General features: G+C 63.1%; 13 protein-coding genes. 5 read left to right on the top strand and 8 right to left on the bottom strand.

Translation table 11 applies throughout. From position 1 onward, the window contains the following. Positions 1 to 5: 5 nt before the first annotated feature. Positions 6 to 1,331: a prephenate-dependent tRNA uridine(34) hydroxylase TrhP gene (trhP, locus tag KHO49_RS19710; protein ID WP_102881845.1), complete on the bottom strand. Its 1,326-nt coding sequence runs from the start codon at positions 1,329 to 1,331 to the stop codon at positions 6 to 8. 158 nt (positions 1,332 to 1,489) lie between these two features. Here trhP and KHO49_RS19705 point away from each other — a divergent pair, with 158 nt between their 5' ends. Next, the gene (locus KHO49_RS19705) at positions 1,490 to 2,551 is read left to right on the top strand and encodes an AI-2E family transporter (RefSeq protein ID WP_102881844.1); all 1,062 of its coding nucleotides are present in this window, start codon (positions 1,490 to 1,492) and stop codon (positions 2,549 to 2,551) included. Here KHO49_RS19705 and KHO49_RS19700 read toward each other — a convergent pair. The 3 genes from KHO49_RS19700 to KHO49_RS19690 all read right to left on the bottom strand — a co-directional run bounded on the left by KHO49_RS19700 (position 2,548) and on the right by KHO49_RS19690 (position 3,640). Beyond that, entirely contained in the window at positions 2,548 to 2,730 is a 183-nt protein-coding gene (locus tag KHO49_RS19700) for a hypothetical protein (protein ID WP_213665678.1), read from the bottom strand. The genes KHO49_RS19705 and KHO49_RS19700 overlap by 4 nt on opposite strands. A gap of 108 nt (positions 2,731 to 2,838) precedes the next feature. After that, complete coding sequence (locus tag KHO49_RS19695) at positions 2,839 to 3,033, bottom strand: hypothetical protein (RefSeq protein ID WP_102864963.1); 195 nt, start codon at positions 3,031 to 3,033, stop codon at positions 2,839 to 2,841. A 247-nt stretch (positions 3,034 to 3,280) separates the two neighbouring features. Continuing rightward, positions 3,281 to 3,640 carry a hypothetical protein gene (locus KHO49_RS19690; RefSeq protein ID WP_102864638.1) on the bottom strand — a complete coding sequence of 120 codons (360 nt, stop codon included), beginning with the start codon at positions 3,638 to 3,640 and terminating at the stop codon, positions 3,281 to 3,283. Positions 3,641 to 3,895: 255 nt separating this feature from the next. Between KHO49_RS19690 and KHO49_RS19685 the strand changes: the two genes are divergently transcribed. Then, positions 3,896 to 4,714, top strand: a complete 819-nt coding sequence (locus KHO49_RS19685) for a shikimate 5-dehydrogenase (RefSeq protein WP_123394630.1) — start codon at positions 3,896 to 3,898, stop codon at positions 4,712 to 4,714. A gap of 39 nt (positions 4,715 to 4,753) precedes the next feature. Here the strand turns inward: KHO49_RS19685 and KHO49_RS19680 are convergent, their stop codons facing one another. Next, a complete protein-coding gene (locus tag KHO49_RS19680; RefSeq protein WP_213665677.1) occupies positions 4,754 to 5,404 on the bottom strand; it encodes a YceH family protein in 651 nt (216 codons plus the stop codon). A gap of 221 nt (positions 5,405 to 5,625) precedes the next feature. Then, positions 5,626 to 8,145, bottom strand: coding sequence for a flavin-containing monooxygenase (locus KHO49_RS19675; protein WP_213665676.1), 2,520 nt, complete (start codon positions 8,143 to 8,145; stop codon positions 5,626 to 5,628). A gap of 177 nt (positions 8,146 to 8,322) precedes the next feature. Here KHO49_RS19675 and KHO49_RS19670 point away from each other — a divergent pair, with 177 nt between their 5' ends. Further along, positions 8,323 to 9,351, top strand: a complete 1,029-nt coding sequence (locus KHO49_RS19670; RefSeq protein WP_213665675.1) for an AraC family transcriptional regulator — start codon at positions 8,323 to 8,325, stop codon at positions 9,349 to 9,351. A 71-nt stretch (positions 9,352 to 9,422) separates the two neighbouring features. Beyond that, the gene (locus tag KHO49_RS19665; RefSeq protein WP_102864642.1) at positions 9,423 to 9,932 is read left to right on the top strand and encodes a DUF1993 domain-containing protein; all 510 of its coding nucleotides are present in this window, start codon (positions 9,423 to 9,425) and stop codon (positions 9,930 to 9,932) included. Between the two features lie 91 nt (positions 9,933 to 10,023). Here the strand turns inward: KHO49_RS19665 and sstT are convergent, their stop codons facing one another. Continuing rightward, positions 10,024 to 11,256 (bottom strand): serine/threonine transporter SstT, encoded by a 1,233-nt coding sequence (sstT, locus tag KHO49_RS19660; RefSeq protein ID WP_102881839.1) that lies wholly within the window; start codon positions 11,254 to 11,256, stop codon positions 10,024 to 10,026. 350 nt (positions 11,257 to 11,606) lie between these two features. On the opposite strand from sstT, the gene KHO49_RS19655 reads away from it, so the two are divergent. After that, a complete protein-coding gene (locus KHO49_RS19655) occupies positions 11,607 to 12,764 on the top strand; it encodes an MFS transporter (RefSeq protein ID WP_110596159.1) in 1,158 nt (385 codons plus the stop codon). On the opposite strand, the gene nhaR is transcribed toward KHO49_RS19655, so the two are convergent. Then, complete coding sequence (nhaR, locus tag KHO49_RS19650) at positions 12,765 to 13,670, bottom strand: transcriptional activator NhaR (RefSeq protein WP_102881837.1); 906 nt, start codon at positions 13,668 to 13,670, stop codon at positions 12,765 to 12,767. It lies immediately after the preceding gene. Positions 13,671 to 13,792 lie beyond the last annotated feature (122 nt).

Here is a 13,792-nt window from a genome sequence, read left to right as displayed (position 1 = left end):
GCGCTTCAGGCGCTGATGTCGCGCATCAACAGGCCAAAGCGCAGGTCCACCTGATCGGGGATCGGCAGGTACACGGTATGGCCATCCCCCGGGGCGACTTCGATGGTTTCGCCCTTGGCGTTCTGCAGTTCGTGCAGATCGAAATGGAAGTTGCCCTTGGGGGTCATCAGTTCCATGTGATCGCCCAGGGCGAAACGGTTCTTCACCTTCACTTCTGCCAGACGGTCACGGCGTTCGCCGGTGAGTTCGCCGACGAACTGCTGGCGTTCCGACACCGAGCTGCCGTTCTGGTAGTTCTGGTACTCGTCATGTACATGGCGCCGCAGGAAGCCTTCGGTGTAGCCGCGCTGGGCCAGGGACTCCAGGTCGTTCATCAGGCTGCGGTCGAACTCGCGCCCGGCCGCCGCGTCGTCGATGGCCCGGCGGTACACCTGGGTGGTGCGCGCGCAGTAGAAGTGGGATTTGGTCCGGCCCTCGATCTTCAGCGAGTGCACGCCCATGCGGGTCAGGCGCTCCACGTGCTGCACTGCCCGCAGGTCCTTGGCATTCATGATGTAGGTGCCGTGCTCGTCCTCGAAGGCCGGCATCAGCTCGTCCGGGCGATTGGCTTCCTGGAGCAGGAACACCTGGTCGGTGGGTGCCCCCAGGCCCAGGGTCGGCTCCGGCTGGAAGGTCTGGACGATGTCCCCGAGGTTGTTCTCGGTGGCTGCTTCGGCCTTGTATTTCCAGCGGCAGGCATTGGTGCAGGTGCCCTGGTTGGCGTCGCGCTTGTTCATGTAGCCCGAGAGCAGGCAGCGTCCGGAATAGGCCATGCACAGGGCGCCGTGGACGAAGACTTCCAGCTCCATGGCCGGCACTTTCTGGCGGATTTCCTCGATTTCTTCCAGGGACAGTTCCCGGGACAGGATGATCCGGGTCAGCCCTTGCAGTTGCCAGAATTCGACGCTGGCCCAGTTCACCGTGTTGGCCTGCACCGAGAGGTGGATCGGCATGGCCGGGAAGTGCCGGCGCACCAGCATGATCAGCCCCGGGTCGGACATGATCAGCGCATCCGGGGCCATCTCGATGACAGGCTCCAGGTCCTTGAGAAAGGTCTTGAGCTTGGCGTTGTGCGGGGCGATGTTGACCACCACGTAGAAACGCTTGCCCTGGGCCTGGGCCTCGCGGATACCGAGGGCCAGGTTGGCGTGGTCGAATTCGTTGTTGCGCACCCGCAGGCTGTAGCGCGGTTGGCCGGCGTACACCGCATCGGCGCCGTAGGCGAAGGCGTAGCGCATGTTTTTCAGGGTGCCGGCGGGGGCCAGGAGTTCGGGCTTGGCGAGGAGCGTCATGGGGCTGTCGGTCGCAAAAGGTCGCGAGGGTAAGCCAGTGCTGGCGGCCATTCATTGATCTGGATCTATGTCTGATGCAGAAAAAAACGCACTCGGCATCACGGCTGCGGACTAACCTCAGGACGCCGTGATGGGGCGTTGACTGATCTGGATCGGACATGAATCAAAACAACCTGCAAAACAAAAGCCTGCTGCTGTTACTGGTCCTGGTGACGGTGGCGTTCATCTGGATTTTGCTGCCGTTCTACGGAGCACTGTTCTGGGCGGTGATCCTGGGCATCGTCTTTGCTCCCTTGCAGCGCCGCCTGCAATTGAAGTTCGGCTGGCCGCGCAATCTCACGGCCTTGTGCACCCTGCTGATCTGCCTGGTGATCGCCATCTTGCCGGTGATCATCACCAGTGTGTTGCTGGTCCAGGAAGGGGCCGAGCTGTACAAGAAGATCGAAAGCGGTCAGTTGGACATCGCCGGCTACCTGGCCCAGTTCAAGCACAGCCTGCCACCCTACTTTCAGCACCTGCTGGATCGCTTGGGCCTTGGCGAGCTCAAGGGCTTGCAGGAGAAAACGGTCAAGAGCGCGATGCAGGGCAGTCAGTACCTGGCGACCCAGGCGTTCAGCTTCGGTCAGGGCACCTTCGAGTTCGTGGTGAGCTTCTTCATCATGCTCTACCTGCTGTTCTTCTTTTTGCGTGATGGCGCCGAACTGGCGCGCAAGATCCGCACCGCCGTGCCCCTGGCCGAGTACCAGAAACGCCGGCTGCAACTGAAGTTCAATCGGGTGGTAAGGGCTACGGTCAAGGGCAATGTGCTGGTGGCGGTGACCCAGGGCGCCCTGGGGGGAATGATCTTCTGGTTCCTGGATATTCCCAGTGCCCTGTTGTGGGCGGTGCTGATGGCGTTTCTGTCGTTGCTGCCGGCGGTGGGGGCGGGGATTGTCTGGGGGCCGGTGGCGGCGTACTTCCTGATCAGCGGAGCGATCTGGCAAGGGGTAGTGCTGGGGGTGTTCGGAGTGTTCGTGATCGGCCTGGTGGACAACCTGCTGCGACCCATCCTGGTGGGCAAGGACACCAAGATGCCGGACTACCTGATCCTGATCTCGACCCTGGGCGGGCTGGCGATTTTCGGCCTCAACGGCTTTGTCATCGGGCCCTTGATCGCCGCGCTGTTCATGTCCAGTTGGGCGCTGTTCGTCGAAACCCGGCCTCGGGTGCAGTTGCCTTAGTAGTGGACCCTGTGCAGATCGAGTTGCCTGGACAGGGCCTGGGCGGCGGGCAGGGAGGTCAGCGGGCCGCTGACGGCTTCGCCGTCGCGTACCAGGTACCAGCAGGCCAGCAAGCCCAGTTCCCTGAGCGACGCGGGGACGGCACTGCCGATAACGGACATGATCTGAACCTTGGGCATGACAACCTCCTCGATGGGCGAGGAGTTACCTTACAAAGCCTCAAGTGCTACGAAAAATCACCCAGTCTGATAGTGGACATTGATGCCGGTGCTAGCGGTTGCGGTGGTTCAGTCCACCACCTGATCGAGCATGTGCAGCACTTCCTGCTCATTGAGCAGGCCCTTGCGCACCAGGTTCTGGGCCAGCAGCGAGAGAAACTTGGCGCAGCGATGGCCTTCCAGATGCTTGAGTTCGGTCAGGGCGTCGTACACCCGGCTGGAGGTGCAGAGGCCTTCGACGCGGTGGGGGTTTTGCGTGGGCATGGGGTCGTCCTTGTTGTTATGGGCCTGTGGCGAGCGGACTGGGTCGATCTTGCAGTCCTTGAATGACACAAACATGACAGTCCCGCGTTGCTCAGGGCCGTCGTGGGATCAGCACACTATTCCCGGATTTGCAGGCAAATACTGTTCCAGTCGCGACATTGTTCGGGATTATTCAGACATCCGGGTGATGGCAAAATGCAACAGGCCCCGCTTCGAGGGCGGGGCCTGTGGCTGTTTCAGTGGACGGTTACCAGCGGCCGGGACGTGGGCCGTAGTAGTAATGAGGGTGGCCGTAGTAGCCCCGTGGCGGGCCGTAGTACACCGGCGCCGGGCGGTAGTAGACCGGTTGTTGGACATAGACCGGTGCCGGCTGGTAGTAGACCGGCGGTGGTGGCGCGGCATACACCGGCTGGGGTTGCACATACACCGGCGCCTGCTGCACGTAGACCGGACGATCCTGGTTGGCGATCACCGAGCCCACAACGGCTGCACCGACAACTGCGCCCAGCGCTGCGGGGCCGGCCCAGCCACCACCGTGGGCCGATGCCTGGCCGGCGACAGCCAGTGCACCTATGAGCAGGGCAATCTTGGGGATTTTGGAAATCATGATTGGTCCTCGGTTCAACCCCTGCGTTTATGGTCTGCACCAGACTCAAGAACTGACGCGGGGATACTGCTAAGACAGCGGTTTCTGGAAAATCTGCACAGCCGCTGAGTAAATATTGTGTAAGGTCTGTACCGGCCTCTTTACCGTCATCCCTGGGCGCTGCAGGGGCCTGCAAACCAGCGCCGATATGATCAGGCACAAGGGGCTTGGCTGACCAAGCCCGTCTATCCGAAAGTGCCCAGCGAGGAGATGAATATGCAAATGAACCCCAACAAAGACACCCAGTTGTGCATGTCGCTGTCCGGGCGTCCGGGGAACTTCGGCCTGCGTTTTCACAATCATCTGTATGAGCAGTTGGGGCTCAATTTCTACTACAAGGCCTTCAGCAGTCAGGATCTGCCTGGTGCGGTGCGGGGGATACGTGCGTTGGGGATTCGCGGCTGCGGCGTGTCCATGCCGTTCAAGGAGGACTGCATCGCCCTGGTGGATGAGCTGGATGCCTCGGCCAGGGCCATCGCTTCGATCAACACCATCGTCAACACCGATGGCCATCTGAAGGCCTACAACACCGATTACATTGCCGTGGCTCAGTTGCTGGCCGAGCACGACGTGCCACGGGAATCGACTTTCGCCCTGCGCGGCAGCGGCGGCATGGCCAAGGCGGTGGCCAGTGCCTTGCGTGATGGCGGTTACACCCAGGGCGTGATCGTCGCACGCAATGAAGTCACCGGGCGCGCCCTGGCCAGTGCCTTGGGATATGAGTGGCAGGCGGAGTTGGGCAGCCTGCGGCCGCAGATGCTGATCAACGTGACCCCGATCGGCATGAGCGGTGGCCCGCAAGCGCAGCAGCTGGCGTTCGAGGCCGAGGCGATTGCTGCGGCGGACCGGGTGTTCGATGTGGTGGCCGTGCCGTCGGAGACACCGTTGATCCTGCGGGCCAGGGCCGAGGGCAAGCAGGTCATCACCGGGCTGGAGGTGATTGCGATTCAGGCCCTGGAGCAGTTTGTGCTGTATACCGGCGTGCGCCCGAGCGAGGAGCAGTTCCACAAGGCGGTGGCCTTCGCTCGGGCTTGAGCCGGCATTGTCGTCAGCGGCCCATGGGGACGCATCAGCTCAGCCTTCGAGCTGGGCCAGACGTTCTTCCAGGGCGGCGATCCGCGCTTCCAGTTCTTCGATGCGTTCCACTGAAACCGCCCCGCCGGTGCTGCGCTCCACCGGGTTGCCGCGGGCGGCGAGGATCGCTTCGATATCCGCCGGGTCGCCCAGGGCGTGGGTGTAGCGGTCCTCGCGCTGGCCGGCCTGACGCGGGATGTGCAGGGCCAGGCCCCGGGCGATCAGGCGTTCGAGCTGGTGCAGGACTTGCTCGCTGTCTTCGAAATCGTGCATGCGCCCGCTGCGAGTCAGCAGTTCGTTGACCGTCTGCGGACCGCGCAGAAACATCAGGCCGCACAGGATCAACTGCGCCGGCACCAGTTCCAGGGCCTTGTCCAGGCGCTGTTCCCAGCGGTCGGCGCGGCTGCCCATGACCAACCGAGTGAAGCCCCGGGCCTCAAGGGCGCGCAGGCTCTGGCCGACCTGGCCCTGGGTCAGGTTCATCACCGGTTCGCGGCTGGTTTTCTGATTGCAGGCGATCACCAGGGCGTTGAGGGTCAGGGGATAGGTTTCCGGGCTGGTGGCCTGCTTTTCGATCAACGAACCCAGAACGCGGATGTCGGTACTGCTCAGGCGCAGTGCTTCGTTGGGGGTGTCGTGCTCGTTGCTCATAAGTGCTGGTCCCTTGGTCACTGATGGATGAGGTCGTGGAAAACCCGGTGCATGGCGCGCTAGGGCGGTCTTGAGTTTTCCGTGGCCGAGTCGGCCTTCTTCGAGGGGCTCTGTTTTACCTTCACAAGCCGGTTCTGACCATCAGAACTTGGTGGGGCGGGGATCGGGTTGTGGCGTTCAAGCAAGGCAAGGCCGCCGCGCAGTCGGCGCGGCGGCAGGTTTCAGCTGGATTGCGCAGCTTGTGCCGGTTCGGCTGCGGTCCGCGGCGTGGACGGCGTTGGGGGACTGGCGACGGGTTCCAGGCACCGCTGGGCAAACCGGGCGATGCTGCGCAGGGCGTTCCTGGCAGAGCGCAGATAGAAGGCCTGCAACTGGAAGACATGCCAGCGCCCGTCGTGAATTTCCAGCTGGCAGGGTACGCCGGACGCCCGTGCCCGTTCGGCTAGGCGGAGGGAGTCGGACAGCAGCAGTTCCTGGTCGCCGACCTGGATCAGCATCGGCGGTAGGCCGCGCAGGTCCGCTTCCAGGGGGCGATGTGAAAGCGTCTGCGCAGGGACGGCGTAGGCCTTGAGGGCTTGTTCCAGCCAGTCGCGGCGGATCATCGGGTCGACGGCGGATCGGGATTGAAGGCGGTCTGCGCCCAGGTCGGGATCGGTAACCGGCGAGAGCAGTATCAGCCCAGCCGCGAACGGCTCGCCGCGTTGCTTCAAGGTCAGCGCCAGTGCCAGCGCCAGGGCGCCCCCGGCAGAGTCACCGGCAATCAGCAGCTGTTGCGCCGGACAGCCCTGGGCACGAATGGCGTCATAACAGGCCAGGCAGTCGTCCAGCGCGGCCGGGTAGGGATGCTCCGGTGCCAGTCGGTAGTCGGGCGCCCAGACGCGGCAGCCAGTCTCCCTGGCCAGGCGGCTGGTGACGCTGTAGTGGGTGTCCGGGTTGCCCAGGCAGAAGGCGCCGCCGTGCAGGTAGAGGATGACCGCGTTCGAGGTCCGGGCCTTGGGCTCGACGCACTGCACCGCCAACTGACCCAGGCTCGTGCGCTTGCGGGTTACGCCCAGGCCGCCGGGCATCAGCCAGGAGAGAGCGTTGACGAGCTTGCGCTGGCTCACCAGCTGCCGCGGCGGGCCGATCAGGGTCCTGAAACTGGCTCTCAGGAAAAGCCGCAAGAAAGCCGCGTTGCACCGTTCCAGCCAATCCCCGGGTGGGGCCACTCGCTGTCCATCGCTGGGCGAAAACGGCGCGTCCAGGGGGCTGGCAAATCGGTAGGCGGACAGTCCGCCATAGCGGGTCAGCCATCTGTAGCTCCAGGTGAAACCGGGCCAGTTGGTGCTGTTGTGCCCCTGTGCGTCGACATACCAGCTCTGGCAGCCGCTCCACACCGAGGTGGCCAGGCGGCGCTGGATGCGCCACTGAAAACGCTGGTAGGGCGACTCGTCCACCTCCAGGGTTTTCGCCGCGCTTTTGAGCAACGCCCGGCGGGCCTTGATCACATGGGATATCTGGCTTTCCAGCATGTGGATGATGGAGTTGTGGCCCAGGTTGGTGTTGGGCCCGTAGAGCATGAAGAAGTTGGGGAAGCCGGGCACGCTGAGCCCCAGGTAGGCTGCCGCGCCATGTTGCCAGGCCTGGTTCAGGTCGACCCCGCCGCGGCCGCTGATGCGCATCGGCGAAAGGAATTCGGTGGCGGCGAAGCCGGTGCCATAGATGATGGCATCCACCGGATGCTGCTGGCCGTCGAGGGTTGTGATGCCGTGCTCGGTAATACGCTCGATGCCCTGGGTCAACAGCTCGACATGGGGGCTGGCGAAGGTTTTCAGGTAGTCGTTGGACAGCAGGATGCGTTTGCAGCCGATGGGATAGTTCGGGGTCATGCGCTGGCGCAGTTCGGGGTTGGGCACCGAGGCATTCAGCAGCTTGTGAAAAGGAATACCGACCACCCATTGGGTCAGGCTCTTGAGGCGGGTAAAGCCCAGGGCCCGGGATTCGAAATGCAGGTAGTGGGCGGCGCGCACCAGTTTGGCCCATAGCGGATGGCGGGCGAATCGCTGTTTTTCCTCCGGGCGGTAGGCGCGGTCGGCCTTGGGCATGATGTAGGCCGGGGAGCGCTGGAAGACCTTGAGCGCGGCCACCTGATCGGCGATCTGCGGAACGAACTGGATGGCCGAGGCGCCGGTGCCGATCACCGCTACCCGCTTGTTGGCCAGAGGGTAGTGATGGTCCCAGGCTGCGGAGTGGAATACATGCCCCTGGAAACTGTCCAGGCCCGGCAGATTGGGCAGGGCGGGGCGGCTCAGTTGGCCAGTGGCGCTGATCAGCAGGCGGCTGAAGTGCGCCTGGCCATCGCGGCAGATGACCTGCCAGCAACTGCTGGCTTCATCGAACCGGGCGTGGCGCACTTCGCTGCCAAAGTGGATGTGGCGCAGCAGGTCGTAGCGCTGGGCGCAATGCTGCAGGTAATCGTGGATCTCTGCCTGGGGGGCGAACACCCGGGACCAGTTCGGGTTGGGCTCGAAGGAAAACGAGTACAGGTGCGAAGGCACGTCGCAGGCGGCGCCGGGGTAGGTGTTGTCGCGCCAGACGCCACCGACGTCCTGGCCTTTCTCAAGAAGGATGAACTGATCGACCCCGGCCTTGCGCAGGGCGATGGCCATGCCCAGGCCGCCGAAGCCGCTGCCGATGATCAGGGCCTCAAGGGGCGCGGTTGAGCTGGAGGGTGGGGTACAGGCAGGTGCTGATTGGGGCATGACGACCTCGTTGTTATTGTTGTGCGGCACTGGGTTGATCCTCCCGAGGCCACGTCCTTGTTTCTGTGGTGCAGCCCCGATCAGTGAAGCATGCAGGGAATAAAGTGCAGGCCCCATGCTGTAACGGGACAAGTGCTTTAGTATTTGGGCCAAATCAGCGGTTCATGAGTCCGGCCCATGAGTATCCAGACCTACACCCGAGGACCTTCCAGCGCCTTGCTGCTGGTGAGCTTCGGCCGCGAAAAGGGCTTGCCAGTGGCGAGTTTGCTGGCCGGTTCGGGGTTGTCCCTGGAGCAGTTGCAGGACCCCAACAGCCTGTTGACGGTGGCTCAGGAACTGCAACTGGTGAGCAATCTGCTGGGTTTGTTGGGCAATCCCCGGGGCTTGGGTTACGCCGTGGGCGCGCGCTATCACTTCTCCAGCTACGGCCTGTTTGGCTATGGCCTGATCAGCAGTGCGACTGCGGCGGATGCCTTGAACCTGGCTTTGCGCTTTTTACCCCTGACTTATGCCTTTGCCACGATCGGCTATCGATTGGAGCAGGAGCTGGGAGTGCTGACGTTTGCTGAGCCTGCGGTGGCGGACCCGGCGGTACGGGAGTTTCTGCTGCAGCGGGACATGGCCGCTGCGGCGGTATTGATGAAGGAGATTGTGGGCCCGGACTTTCGCCTGACGCGGTTTACCCGGTGCAATGGCCGTCCTGTGGCGCGCAGCACGGGGGAGGTGGAGCAGATCCTTGGCCTGAGTCCCGCCTATCGGGCCGAGCAGCATGGCCTGGCCTTCGACCGGCGCTTCCTGACCCGGGCCTTGCCCCAGGCCAATCCACTGACGGTGTCGATGTGCGAGCAGATGTGTGCACAGTTGCTGGAGCGTCGTTCAGCGCCTCAGGGGGCTACGGCCCTGGTGCGCCAGTATCTTGAGGCCGCCCCCTCCGGCAGCGTACCGGACCTGCCGAGCATGGCGCGGTTGAGTCGGACCAGCGTGCGCACCCTCAAGCGTCGTTTGCAGGAGGAGGGCACGTCGTACCGGCAATTACAGAGCCAGCACCGCAGCGCCCGGGCCTTGGAGCTATTGGGCAACCCGGCCTTGAGCCTGACGCAGATCGCCGAGCGGCTGGGCTTCAGCGACCTGTCGAGTTTTTCCCAGAGCTTCAAGCGCTGGTTTGGCGTCGCGCCCAGCGCCTATCGCCAAGGGCCGCCGGGATAAAGGCCCCGGGGTCGGCCGCTGTGGCTATAATCGCTGCTCGTTGTATTTCCGCCATCCATGTCGAGACTGTCATGACTATTTCCCTGTACGCCGCTTCCGTTCCTGTCTTCAAGCAAATGCTCAACGCCTTGAGCGATGTACTGCACAAGGCCGAAGCTCACGCCACGGCGAAGAATATCGAACCCAATGCCCTGCTCCAGGCGCGCCTGTATCCGGACATGTTCCCGCTGGTGCGTCAGGTGCAGATCGCCGTGGACTTCGCCAAGGGCGTGTCGGCTCGCCTGGCCGAGGTCGAACTGCCCAAGTACGACGACACTGAAGTCACCTTCGCCGACCTGCAGGCGCTGATCGCCAAGGTCCTGGCCTTTATCGAAGGCATCCAGCCTTCGCAGATCGATGGCAAGGAAGGCATCGAGATCGTCACCCGTCCGGGCACTCCGAAAGAGAAGCGCTTCAGTGGCCAGTCCTACCTGCTGACCTACGGCCTGCCGCAGTTCTTCTTCCACGTCACCACCACCTACGCGATCCTGCGTCACAACGGTGTGGAAGTGGGCAAGCGCGACTACATGGGCGCGTTCTAAGGCGTCCTGCTGAAGAGCGGCACGAGCCTTTCAGCACGCATAAAAAAGCCCGGCCAGGTTTACCCTGGCCGGGCTTTTTAGTGGCCGTGAATCAGGCTGAGGCTTGCGCCTTGTCTTCCTGGGCCATGCACGCGGCGGCGGTGAAGAGCACGTCGGTGGAGGAGTTCAGCGCAGTTTCCGCCGAGTCCTGCAGCACGCCGATGATGAAGCCCACGGCCACCACCTGCATGGCGATTTCGCTAGGGATGCCGAACAGGCTGCAGGCCAGTGGAATCAGCAGCAGCGAGCCACCGGCGACACCGGAAGCGCCGCAGGCGCAGATCGCTGCCACCACACTGAGGAGCACGGCGGTCGGCAGGTCGACGGCGATGCCCAGGGTGTGCACGGCGGCCAGGGTCAGCACGGTGATGGTGATCGCCGCGCCGGCCATGTTGATGGTGGCGCCCAGGGGGATGGACACCGAATAGGTGTCTTCATGCAGGCCCAGGCGCTTGCTCAGCTCCAGGTTGACTGGAATGTTGGCCGCCGAACTGCGGGTGAAGAACGCGGTGATGCCGCTCTCGCGCAGGCAGGTCAGTACCAGTGGGAAGGGGTTGCGGCGGATCTTCCAGAACACGATCAGCGGGTTCATCACCAGGGCCACGAACAGCATGCAGCCGATCAGTACCGCCAGCAGGTGCAGGTAGCCCAGCAGCGCATCGAAGCCTGAAGTGGCCAGGGTCGAGGCCACCAGGCCGAAAATCCCCAGGGGTGCGAAGCGGATCACCACACGCACGATGACGGTGACCCCGTTGGACAGGTCGTCGAGCACCGTGCGGGTGGTCTGGCCGGCGTGGCGGATGGCCACGCCCATGCCGATGGCCCAGGCCAGGATACCGATGAAGTTGGCGTTCATCAGGGCGCTGACCGGGTTGTCCACCACACTCAGCAGCAGGCTTTGCAGCACTTCGCTGATGCCGCCGGGAGCGGTGATGGCGACGTCCTGGGTCGACAGCACCAGGGCGGAAGGGAACAGGCTGCTGGCGATTACGGCTACCACGGCGGCAGCGAAGGTGCCCAGCAGGTAGAGCACCAGGATCGGCCGGATATGGGTTTCCTGGCCGTGCTTGTGGTTGGCGATTGAGGCCATCACCAGCACGAACACCAGGATCGGCGCCACGGCCTTGAGCGCCGAGACGAAGACCTTGCCGATAAAGGTGGTGGACTTCGCGGCCTCTGGAGCCAGCAGGGCCAGGGCGATACCGGCAATCAGGCCGATAACGATCTGCGTGACCAGGCTGAGGCGTTTGAGGGATTGCAGAAAGGAAGGGGGGGAAGCGCTCATAGCGGTATCTCTGTTTATTTTAATGTGCAGTGCATGCCGGGTACCCAGGGCCTAAAGTGGCCCGGGCTGCAGCGGCACCCATGGCTGCGGTGGTCAATGGCAACTGGCGATCGGGCGACTTGAGTGGCAGTGCGCGATCAGGCCTGTTTTTGGCAGGGGGCGGACTTTATCACAGCAGCCAGTGCTTCCCGCGTCGATGTGACGATCTGCCACTTGGCGCAGCAAGAAAAGCGGCGACGTGGCGGTTGCCCTGACCCGTACTCACTCTGTTAACATTCGTCACCCCCTTTTCCTATCCAGTCAGCGGGCCCTTCGGGCTATCGCTGCTGTCGCCGTTTCTGGAGTTCTTGATGTTGTTGCCCATCCTGCTGTTGTCGGCCGCGGGTTTTACCGTGCTGACCACGGAATTCATCATCGTCGGCCTGTTGCCGTCGATTGCCCGGGACTTGCAGGTCAGCGTGTCCCAGGCCGGCTTGCTGGTGACCCTGTTCGCATTCACCGTCGCCGCTTTCGGGCCCTTCCTGACCGCCTACTTCGCGCGTTTTCCGCGCAAGCAGCTGTTTATCAGCGTGCTGTTGATGTTTGGCCTGGCCAATACCCTGGCGGCGCTCGCACCGAATATCTGGGTGATGTCCCTGGCGCGACTGGTACCGGCCCTGGGGTTGCCAGTGTTCTGGGCCCTGGCCAGCGAAACGGCAGTGGATATCGTCGGCCCAGACTACGCCGGGCGCGCCATTGCCAAGATCGGCTTCGGCATTGTTTGCGCCACGGTGTTCGGGATTCCCGTGGGCACCCTGATTGCCGATGCCTTTGGCTGGCGCAGCGCCTTTGGCCTCCTCGCTGTGGTGGCCTTCGGCAAGGCCTTGCTGCTGTGGGTCTACCTGCCGACAACCAAGCCGCATAACCAACAGGCAAGCCTGCGTTCGCAGTTTCGCATCCTGCGCAGCCCGCTGATGCAGGGGCATGTGCTGCTGTCGATTCTGGTGTTCAGCGGCATGTTCACTGCCTATACCTACCTGGCGGATATTCTCGAGCGCCTGGCGGGCTTCAACGGCACCGTGGTGGGCTGGTGCCTGATGGGCTTTGGCGCGGTGGGGTTGATCGGCAATTCCCTGGGCGGCCGGGCTGTGGACCGGCATCCGCTGATCGCTTCCATGGTGTTCTGTGGGTTGATGATCGGCGGCATGCTGGCCTTGGTGCCGAGCATTCATTCGACCCTGGGGTTGGCGGCAGCCATGGGTGTCTGGGGCGTGACCCAGGCAGCCCTGTTCCTGGTCAGCCATGTGCGGCTGATCAAGGCGGCGCCGCAAGCGCCGGCGTTCGCTGCGTCGCTGAACATCGCCGGGGCCAACCTGGGGATCGGCCTGGGGGCTATGGTCGGCGGTCGGGTGATCGACACCTTGGGGCTGGGTAGCCTGGGATTTGCAGCGTCCTGCTTCATTGTGCTGTCCATTGCCCTGGCGTTGCTGCTGATGAAGCTCAAGGCGCCGCACGCCTGTCCTTCCTGATCAGTGGTTGATGGAGGTGAACAGTTCCCGTCGGGCCCCTTCGGTAATGGCGACAATGCCGGGGTGCTTGACCTTGCGCTCCACGGAAATGGCGTAGAACGATTCGGTCACGGCATCGGTCTGGCCAATCAGATGCACGCCGTACTGTTGTCGGACCTCATCGGCAATCACGCTGGGGGCGATAAAGATCCCACTGCCGGACTGGCCGAAGGCCTGCATCAGAGCGCTGTCATCGAATTCGCCGATGATGCGCGGTTGCAATTGCTGTTCGGCGAACCAGCGCAGTAGGCGGCTTCGGACCACGGTTTCCTGGCCCGGGATCAGCAGCGGGGCGCCGTGCAGGCCCCGGGGAAAGTCCGCGCCGTGCAATCGCGCCAGTTCCTCGGTGGCGAAGAAACTGACGCCACATTCTCCGAGTTTCTGGCTGTAGCCCTTGATGTCCAGATGCGAGGGCATGGGGCTGTCGGAGATCACCAGGTCCAGGCGCTGGATGGCCAGGTCTGCCAGCAGGCGCTCTAGTTTGTCTTCGCGGCAGGTCAGGCGAATCGGGTCGCTGAGTTCCATGGTGGGCGCGATCAGGCGATAGACGATGGACTTGGGCACCACGTCTGCCACGCCTACACGGAATTGGATCTGTTGCTCGTCGGGTCTGGCCCGAAGCATGGCTTCCAGTTCACCACCGAGCTGGAACATCTGTTCGGCGTAGGGCAGGGCCTGGCGCCCGGCTTCGCTCAGTTCCAGTTGGCGTCCGACCCGGTGAAACAGTTCGATGCCATAGGTCTGCTCCAGCAGGCTGATCTGGCCGCTGATGGTTTGTGGAGTCAGGTTGAGCTGCTCGCAGGCGCGGACGATGCTGCCGGTCTTGGCTACAACCCAGAAATAATGCAGTTGTCGGTAGTTGAGCATGGCGACTATCAGTTCGTGAAAATCGAAGTATAACTGCTAAAAATACGAATTTTCCTGAAGTATTACTCTCCTTAGAATGCCCCGCTATCGACGGGGCCCCACTTGGCCACGCCCGTTCTATC

Origin of the sequence: Pseudomonas sp. RC4D1, assembly GCF_018390395.1 — a bacterium.
GTDB classification, from domain to species: Bacteria; Pseudomonadota; Gammaproteobacteria; order Pseudomonadales; family Pseudomonadaceae; genus Aquipseudomonas; species Aquipseudomonas danubii.
This window is presented reverse-complemented; position numbering and strand designations above follow the sequence as displayed.

Excerpts from the sequence above, each read along its gene's own strand:
- trhP (WP_102881845.1), bottom strand. The coding sequence starts at position 1,331 with ATGACGCTCCTCGCCAAGCCCGAACTCCTGGCCCCCGCCGGCACCCTG.
- KHO49_RS19705 (WP_102881844.1), top strand. The coding sequence starts at position 1,490 with ATGAATCAAAACAACCTGCAAAACAAAAGCCTGCTGCTGTTACTGGTC.
- KHO49_RS19700 (WP_213665678.1), bottom strand. The coding sequence starts at position 2,730 with ATGCCCAAGGTTCAGATCATGTCCGTTATCGGCAGTGCCGTCCCCGCG.
- KHO49_RS19695 (WP_102864963.1), bottom strand. The coding sequence starts at position 3,033 with ATGCCCACGCAAAACCCCCACCGCGTCGAAGGCCTCTGCACCTCCAGC.
- KHO49_RS19690 (WP_102864638.1), bottom strand. The coding sequence starts at position 3,640 with ATGATTTCCAAAATCCCCAAGATTGCCCTGCTCATAGGTGCACTGGCT.
- KHO49_RS19685 (WP_123394630.1), top strand. The coding sequence starts at position 3,896 with ATGCAAATGAACCCCAACAAAGACACCCAGTTGTGCATGTCGCTGTCC.
- KHO49_RS19680 (WP_213665677.1), bottom strand. The coding sequence starts at position 5,404 with ATGAGCAACGAGCACGACACCCCCAACGAAGCACTGCGCCTGAGCAGT.
- KHO49_RS19675 (WP_213665676.1), bottom strand. The coding sequence starts at position 8,145 with ATGCCCCAATCAGCACCTGCCTGTACCCCACCCTCCAGCTCAACCGCG.
- KHO49_RS19670 (WP_213665675.1), top strand. The coding sequence starts at position 8,323 with ATGAGTATCCAGACCTACACCCGAGGACCTTCCAGCGCCTTGCTGCTG.
- KHO49_RS19665 (WP_102864642.1), top strand. The coding sequence starts at position 9,423 with ATGACTATTTCCCTGTACGCCGCTTCCGTTCCTGTCTTCAAGCAAATG.
- sstT (WP_102881839.1), bottom strand. The coding sequence starts at position 11,256 with ATGAGCGCTTCCCCCCCTTCCTTTCTGCAATCCCTCAAACGCCTCAGC.
- KHO49_RS19655 (WP_110596159.1), top strand. The coding sequence starts at position 11,607 with ATGTTGTTGCCCATCCTGCTGTTGTCGGCCGCGGGTTTTACCGTGCTG.
- nhaR (WP_102881837.1), bottom strand. The coding sequence starts at position 13,670 with ATGCTCAACTACCGACAACTGCATTATTTCTGGGTTGTAGCCAAGACC.